We start from the raw sequence: 7770 nt of genomic DNA, 5'->3' as shown, positions 1-7770 counted from the left end.
CCGCGCCGCTTTTCCCGCGTCGGCCGCTTCCCGCAGTTCCTTCAGCTGCCGCTGACATTCCCGCTGCCGTGCTTCCAGCTGGAAAATCACCGCGGCCTTGTCCGGCTGTCTTTGCTTCAGATGCTCCGCTTTCTGCTGCAGCAGCCGTTCCCATTGCTGCTCACAGCCCTTCAGATCCTGCAGTTCATGTTCAACCTGGGCAATCCGGACGGCCAGGGCTTCCTGCTGGCGGCGTGCAGCCTCAAATCGGGCCCCGGCCACAAGCGCTTCCCGGCGCTGCTCCGTCAGTTTTTCTTCCAGCTGTCCATTCAGACGAGCCCACAAAGCGGACCAGCTGAAGGCTTCGAGCTGATCAATATCCTGTTCTTCCTGATGCCAGCGTTCTTTCCGCAGCCCGACTTCCCAATTCAGCTTCGCCTGCTGCGCTTTCATCCGCTCCAGACGGGACTTCAGCCGGACCTGCCGGTCCAGCTGTTCGCGAACGGTTTCGATTTCCTGTTCCAAAGACGCCATTTTAATTCTCTCCTCCGGTACCTTCGCTTGAATTTTTCGGCTTTACTCATAATTAAAAGTGCCAGTATTATTTTATCGAATTTTCCACAATGCTTCAATATTCCACATGGATATGATTGCCCGGGCCTTGTTCTTCATTCGTTAACAACGCCTGAAGCCAGCGTTTCCAAATCGTGTCCGGTCCCAGCGCCTGCCACGCTTGATAACCGGGATGAGCCAACAATTCGGCGCGGATCTGATCCAGCTGACCTTGCCGGTAGCTGAACATCGTCCGCTGAAATACCTCTTCCATAAGCTGACGCTGCTCCGGTGTCAGCTCTGCATTTTTCAACGTGGAATCCAGCGTGCTTTGATTGACCTGCCGCTGTGCCTGGACGGAATAGGCAGGAAAATCAAGCAGATCCGGATTGGCAAGTCCCTGCGTCTGCGCCCAGGCGGCGACGTCGATCGTTTCCTGGGTATAATCCAATCCTTCTGCACTGATCTGGACGCTGCCATAGGTATTCGGCCAGGCAATGGGCATCGGCAGCACGATTTCAGTCAGACTTTGCGCTCCGGCCGCGTCCGTCTGGATATGCCCGGTATGACGGTGCCCGCTGATATGCGTTTTCACGTTCAGTTGTTCCAGCAAGGCTTTGACCGTGTCTGCCGCGGCAACGATATCGCTGGAAGCCGTCACGGTGTGATCGAGCAGATTGTGATGGCTGAAGGTCAGCATCAGCCAGCCTGACTGCCGCGCTTGTTCTCCCAGGGCCTGCAGCCATTTCAAGGTTGAGTCCGACAATGTCCCCTCGCTGCCGCCCGGCCTTTCGCTGTTGGTATCCAGCAGAACAAGCAGCACCCCGGCGTCCGTAAGCTCCGCATAGCTCAGCGAATCGGGATCGCGGGAGTAGGCCTGATCATAGCCGAATTCATGATACAGGTTCGCAAATTCTTCCCGTGTCACCATCGCGAGATCATGATTGCCGGGAATGACCCGCACCGGCACAGTTTCATTCACCTTCCGCAGCATTGCCGCCATTTTCTGATGATCCTGTTCGTCGCCCTGATTAACTAAATCGCCGGTCAGGATAATCCGGTCCGGTTGAGCATCCTGCATCTGCGCCAGCATCGCCGCCGTAATGGCTTCATTGTAAATCATCTGCGGCACGACCGACACCTGGGATTGCAGCCGTTCGCTCTGATAGTGCAGATCGGACGAACAAAGCAGTGTCAGCGATCCATTCAGCGTGATCGGCAAGGCCGGCTTTGGCGATGGATTTGGCTGAGCGGATCGAACGGCGGTGCAAGCCGTTAGACATAGCGCCAGTCCCAATAGTTTTATCTTTATTTTCAACATTGTTCTTTCCCTCGGGATTCTTTCTGATCAGGATCTAACCAGTCCCGCGCAAAATCACGCCGGATTCAACTGATTTCCTGATTCTGGTTATTTCTGATCTCTATTGTAGCGGAATCCTTCCCGATTTGCCACGGCTTTGACCGCCCGGACACCCCTTCGGCATAACCGATAAAAATCGTTGGTACTTTGATGGGACGTCTTAAAGTCACGCTCCTTTTCAATCCGGTTCTTGCTCCCATTACCGTTCGCAAGCCTTGATAAAACAGAACGTTGTAAGCTGGAAAACAGACTTTCGGTTTTCACCGGTATCTTTCCGCTATGCGCAACAGCCACAGGATCGCAATGGGAATCAGCGCCATCCAGATCAATACAAAACCGGCGGTCAGTCCGCCTGGCAAAGGACGACCGGTCATGCTTAAAAATTCCAGCAAGGCAAATCCAAGAATCGTAAGCAGCTCCATGATTGAAAGAATCCTCAAGGTGACCGAATGAAGGGCTTCGCGACTATTTTCCGTCACTTCCGCCGGAATATTCCACCACTTTGGATGCCGGCTGACCCATTCCAGAGCCGCGGTCATCAAAATTGAAAAACAAGGCAATAAAAACAACTCAGCTTTGCTTCCCCAGCGATGAACCGCACCGGCGGCATCATAATGAGCCGGGATTAAATCTGGCAGGGAAGGTCAGCGCAAAAACAAAACCGCCAGCTGTGTGATCACAATCAGCCAACAGGCAGCCCGGCACTTTTGATGAAAACGCTTCGCTTTTTCTGCCATTCCGACTACTCCCTTTTCTTTTATTCCAGCTGCAGGGAATCTTTTTTTCTTGAATCTTTCTGGTTCTTTATTCATTGTACAGACATGACCGTCGATAACGCAACCGCAGAATGGAATGAACTTCCCGGAAAAACAAATAAAAGAGTCTGTCTCTTGCTTTGGGAAAGACAGACCCGGATAAAAAGGAATAAAGATAAAGATTTTAAAGAAGGAAAATCAAGCCTTTGGCTGCGGACACAGGGGGAATCCGCAGCCGTAGACCGTCGTGCAGGACAAAAGTCAAATCTCTCTGTATCTTTTGTCTTTGGGATGAAAGAACTCGATTCTATTTCTAATGCTTATTTAAAGATCGCCTTTAACGCGTCCAGCAGGTTGTTGGAATCCAGCGTTGCCCCGGAGATCGCGTCGACTTCGACATTCTGACCGTTGATCACTTCGTCAAAGAAGGCTTTCAGCTGATCGTCATCCATGAACATATTTTCACGGCCGGACACGATTTCCAGATTGGTAATCTTGCCGCCCTCAACCGTGGCCCGCAGCGTGTACTCGCCATGATTGCCCTTGATCAGCTGATCATACTGGCCATCCGGTTTCTTCGTGATATCGATTGCTTCTTCGACCTCACCGCTGACCTCCGTCGTTACCGTCGAACGGCCGCCAAACGCCGTATCTGCCGCAGCGCGTCCGGTCGCGATCGCTTCCGCCAGGAACATGCCGTTCTGATACAGATTGGAAACGTAAGAGCCTAATTCACCGGCTTCATACAGATTCGGGATTGGATTGTCGTTCCAGTCCAGAACCTGGGCTTTGACGTTGCGTTCCGCACCTCCGGTCGTTGCGACCAGCGTCGGGGTAATGCCGACCGCGTAGAACGGTGCGGTATCGATTGGTTCCATCGTTTCTATACTGCGTCCGAATTCATCACGGCCGGACTTGCATCCCAGATTGTAGGCGTCGATCGTCGCTTTCAGCGCTTCCGGATCACGGCCCAGCTTGCCGGCCAGTTCCTCAATCGTATCGGCTTTGATAATCCAGCCCTTCGCCACTTCTTCAGAGTTGTCATCCGACCAGACGTAGCCTTCGGTCGTGATCGGCCAGCTCAGCCACTTTGTAACGATCGCTCCGGCCGTGCGGGTCTTTTCATCAAAGATCAGATCGACCGGCAGCGCGCGGTCATGCGGAAGATCGACGTAATGGCCGTATTCTTTGAATTTCATGTGCTGGCGATGATACGCCGCGGATTCGTTGTAGAACCGCTTGTTATCCGCGCAGACCTCGATCCAGCTTTTGCCGGCCATCGAGAAGTTGCGCATAAATGTCGCCTCGTGTTCCGGAACCTTGATGCCCAGCCAGAACCCGCCTGACTGCGTCTGATTCTTCATGTGCCAGATCTTCGCCCCGGTGTTCATCAGCGCATGGATGCCGTCGCCTGTATTGCCCGGTGTGCCGCCGGTATAAACAACGTCCATCCCATGGAAATCCCGCTGCATCTGTAAATTATTTTCGTAACCGCCGCAGGCTAACAGGACACCCTTATTGGCCTTGATGCGGATTTCCTTGCCATCCGCGCCTTTAGCCACAACACCCTTGACCTCCTTGGTTTCCAGATTCTGAATCAAGCTTGTAAAGGCGGTTGAGAACATCAGCTCAATGTTTTCGCCGCGATCGCGGACAGCCAGATCGAAGCCTCTCCAGACGCCGCCGTATTCAAACGTTGTTCCAGCTTTGCGGACATGCGCGGAACAGCCCTTAAAGCTGGATCCGTCCAGATCCGGGAATTCCGTGACTAACGATCCCCAGGCAAGCGGTCCCCCGCCGACATAGCCCAGCTCATAGCCGACCTTATCAACGGTCGCCTGGATCCAGCCGCGCTGATCAGAGAATTCCTTCGCCATGAAATCAACATATTCTTCCGGAATCGGATTCGGCTGACTGCAGGCAATCAGGTATTTCTTAAAGGTATCCAGATCGTCCGGCGCCGGCACGATCACCGTCTGCCCGGATGCAATCGAGTTGCCGCCGGCCTGCGCTTCTTCCATCTTTTCCAGAATGCAGATCTTGGCGTTAGGATCAATATCGTTGGCTTCCAGCGCGGCGGCTTCCCCCGCCAGGCCATAACCGACGATCAGAAAATCGCACTCCTTGTCAAACTTTTCTTCAGTCGTGGACGCTGCCGGTGCGTCGTTGGTCGAACAGGCGCCTAACAGCCCCAGTGCCGCAGCCCCCGCGACGGTCGCGGCGCTGCCTTTCAAAAAGTCCCGTCGAGAAATATTCTTCATTTTCTTTCCCTCCTCTGGTTTCACATTGTGAAACTTTTGTCGATTTCATTATAGGGTCGTAAGCGTTTTCAAACAATCGAAATACTTTATTGATTAATAAAATTATTTTATTATTGATGAAAAAATCTGATACAATGAAAGCAGCTGATCGTCAATTTGATCACAAAGGGGGAATTTGTGTTGAACACCAGCCAGATCCGGACTTTTCTCACCGTCGCTCAAACCTTGAGCTACATCCGCGCCGCCGAGCTGCTTTATACCACGCAGCCAGTCGTCAGCTATCAGATCAAAGCGTTGGAAACTGAGCTGGGCGTCACGCTGTTCAACCGCACCCACCGCAGCGTGGAACTGACCACTGCCGGTTCTTATTTCTATCAACAAGTGGAACCGCTGATGCGGCAGCTGGAAACGATCGTTCAGACCATGCAGTCGATGAACGATCAAACGCCGAAGCTGATTAACTTGTTAGTCCGGCGGTTGGCGGATTACGCCAAGCTGACGCAGATCATCAAGAATTATTCAGAAAGCTGCCCGCTCGTACATGTCAACATCCTGACGCAGGAAGACCGCGGCAGCCGGCAGCTGCTGGTAACCGGCGAAGTGGAAATAGCGTTTTGTTATCAATTTGAAGTGGAAAACGATCCCAAGCTGAAATTTTTGCCGCTTATGGAATCGCAATACTATGTGCTTGTCAGTAAGACGCATCCGCTGGCGGCCTACAAATATCTGACCTTTGACGATTTAAGCGGACAAAAGCTGATCCTGGCCAACACCGAACTGCACCGGAATCCCCGCCTGATCACCCGGGCGCAGCTGAAGGCTAAAAAGATCGCCGTCCAGACGATCTATACAAGCTTCGACAGTATGTTGATCGCAGTCCAATCGGGCATTGGATTTACGATTTTGCCCTGCTCACGGTCAAAGAAATTCTCCGGTTTATTGAAAATACCGCTTAAAGACGTTAAACCTGTGCCGCTGGGCATCGCCTGGTATTCCGCCAGGACAACTCCGGAATTGGAATCCTTTATTGCGCTTGCCGAAAAACAAAACACCGAGCAGCCGCCGGCCATCGTCTGAAGAAGCTGTCCGCATAAGCACATTCTCTCTTTTGAGGAAAAACAACTTCTGAAAAAAAAACGAACTCCTCCTTGTTTTTTATTAGAAGCCGGCATCCGTGCAAAGAAAATAATTCCGGCTTTTATTCTGTTCTTCAGTTTGGTATTAAGCTGATCTGTTCTCCGCAGCCCAGGCACTGGATCCGCGGTTTAATTAACCGAAATCGGGCTATCCTTGATTGAAGTCCAGTAGGAGTTCGAGTTGTTCAGGCAGAGACCTGATCCGATTTTTGATGAATTCCGGCTGAACATCAATATTGCTTAATTCATCAAAGGAAACCCATTCAAAGCGATGTTCAATCTCATTTTCCCAGCGGATAAAATTATTGATCGTGGGTAACGTTTCGTTTTCTTTCCAGGAAACGAGAAAGTAAAAGCCGATTTCATGGAACTTCTGCTGGCTCGCCGGTTCTGTGAAGAAGGCCTGCGTCACCCACAACGGGCGTTCGATCTGAGCCTGGATTCCAATTTCTTCTTGTAACTCCCGTATTAATGCCTGCTGCGCCGTTTCGTTCAGCTTGATGCGGCCGCCCGGCAGGTAGGCATAAGGTTGTTTTTGATCCCTCATCACCAACAAGGCCTCGCCGTGAACGATTACCGCACAGGCTCTGAGGTTAAAGCAGGACGTTCCAATATTAAACGAAAGATCCATTTTAACCGCCTCCTGACTTCCACAATAGCGGACAGTTAAGAAAAACGCAAGCGGAATTCATGAAAATCTGTGTCTGGATCTCAAGATAAAAACTTTTCCTGCGTTAACAGAATCCGAAAGCCAGTGCGTTATTAAATCGTAAGATTTTTCTGAATTTCAAGAATTGACTTTCGCGTTAAAGCTGGAATAATGAATAACAGAATAAGGAGGGCGTTTATGTTTAGAAATCGCAAAAAACAAGAAGAGCTGGAAGACGAACCGGCATTCTTTGAAAACGTTGCAGTCCCTGCGACGGAAATGATACCCCAGCCAAAACAGGAGGAAGTGGAGAAAATGGAGAATAAACAGACAATCAACGCGGAGGAATCCGTATTAACAGAAGATGTAACGATTAACGGCGATTTGGAATGCGATTGCAACCTGACGATTCTCGGCACAGTCAATGGCAGCGTGCATTGCGGCAAGGATCTGTTAGTGAAAGGCCAGATTAACGGCGATGTCACAGCCATGAATCTGGAACTGCGCAACGGCCAGATCGAAGGCAATGTCGCCTGCACAAATTCATTAACGATGGATCGGGAGTGCAGTATTCGCGGCAACGTCAGCGCAGCGGAATGTCTGACTGACGGCCAGATTTACGGAAATCTGACTATTGAAGAAGATCTGCATGTTCAAAAAAACGCCTGGATCGAAGGTGATATCACAGCGAAGCAATTCAGCGTCCTGCAGGGCGCTCACCTGGAAAGCAAGATCGTTATGATTCAGCAGGCTGAAAATGAAGAAACTGCCGAAGAACGGGAAATCGAAGAGGTATTCCATACGGCTGCGGACGAGGAAGAAGAAGCTAATTAAGCTAAAGGCACGCTCCGGCGTGCCTTTTCTTTGATTTCATTCTAAGCTCCATTTCGATCGAAAAATCGGAAAATGTCCAATAGTGTTAAAAGAAACAGGACGCTGTTGTATTTCTAACTTTTCATCTTGATAAACAATTTCGCAATCTGATCCGAGGTCCAATCAGGATGTTCTTCATGACAGATAAATATCTGACGAATAACCGTTTCATCTTCATCTAAAATCTCCGCGATCTCTGAAACGG

The 7770-nt window shown here is 50.8% G+C and carries 7 protein-coding genes; 2 read left to right on the top strand and 5 right to left on the bottom strand.

Annotated elements, in window-relative coordinates:
* From HOLDEFILI_RS19845 to HOLDEFILI_RS12530, 4 genes are all read right to left on the bottom strand, one after another.
* The coding region (locus HOLDEFILI_RS19845; protein WP_006060114.1) for a hypothetical protein at positions 1-513 on the bottom strand (513 nt) is incomplete at its 3' end.
* A 94-nt stretch (positions 514-607) separates the two neighbouring features.
* The gene (locus HOLDEFILI_RS12540) at positions 608-1852 is read right to left on the bottom strand and encodes a metallophosphoesterase (RefSeq protein ID WP_006060113.1); all 1245 of its coding nucleotides are present in this window, start codon (positions 1850-1852) and stop codon (positions 608-610) included.
* 299 nt (positions 1853-2151) lie between these two features.
* Complete coding sequence (locus tag HOLDEFILI_RS12535) at positions 2152-2529, bottom strand: DUF1648 domain-containing protein (protein ID WP_083787628.1); 378 nt, start codon at positions 2527-2529, stop codon at positions 2152-2154.
* Positions 2530-2966: 437 nt separating this feature from the next.
* Positions 2967-4907: an FAD-binding protein gene (locus HOLDEFILI_RS12530; protein ID WP_039864985.1), complete on the bottom strand. Its 1941-nt coding sequence runs from the start codon at positions 4905-4907 to the stop codon at positions 2967-2969.
* 177 nt (positions 4908-5084) lie between these two features.
* Here HOLDEFILI_RS12530 and HOLDEFILI_RS12525 point away from each other — a divergent pair, with 177 nt between their 5' ends.
* Positions 5085-5984 (top strand): LysR family transcriptional regulator, encoded by a 900-nt coding sequence (locus HOLDEFILI_RS12525; RefSeq protein WP_156788939.1) that lies wholly within the window; start codon positions 5085-5087, stop codon positions 5982-5984.
* Between the two features lie 207 nt (positions 5985-6191).
* On the opposite strand, the gene HOLDEFILI_RS12520 is transcribed toward HOLDEFILI_RS12525, so the two are convergent.
* The gene (locus tag HOLDEFILI_RS12520) at positions 6192-6674 is read right to left on the bottom strand and encodes an NUDIX hydrolase (protein ID WP_006060106.1); all 483 of its coding nucleotides are present in this window, start codon (positions 6672-6674) and stop codon (positions 6192-6194) included.
* Positions 6675-6890: 216 nt separating this feature from the next.
* Between HOLDEFILI_RS12520 and HOLDEFILI_RS12515 the strand changes: the two genes are divergently transcribed.
* A complete protein-coding gene (locus tag HOLDEFILI_RS12515) occupies positions 6891-7526 on the top strand; it encodes a bactofilin family protein (protein WP_039864983.1) in 636 nt (211 codons plus the stop codon).
* Positions 7527-7770: the final 244 nt, after the last annotated feature.

This window comes from Holdemania filiformis DSM 12042 (genome assembly GCF_000157995.1).
GTDB lineage: Bacteria > Bacillota_I > Bacilli_A > Erysipelotrichales > Erysipelotrichaceae > Holdemania > Holdemania filiformis.
This window is presented reverse-complemented; position numbering and strand designations above follow the sequence as displayed.

Excerpts from the sequence above, each read along its gene's own strand:
- HOLDEFILI_RS12530 (WP_039864985.1), bottom strand. The coding sequence starts at position 4,907 with ATGAAGAATATTTCTCGACGGGACTTTTTGAAAGGCAGCGCCGCGACC.
- HOLDEFILI_RS12540 (WP_006060113.1), bottom strand. The coding sequence starts at position 1,852 with ATGTTGAAAATAAAGATAAAACTATTGGGACTGGCGCTATGTCTAACG.
- HOLDEFILI_RS12515 (WP_039864983.1), top strand. The coding sequence starts at position 6,891 with ATGTTTAGAAATCGCAAAAAACAAGAAGAGCTGGAAGACGAACCGGCA.
- HOLDEFILI_RS12520 (WP_006060106.1), bottom strand. The coding sequence starts at position 6,674 with ATGGATCTTTCGTTTAATATTGGAACGTCCTGCTTTAACCTCAGAGCC.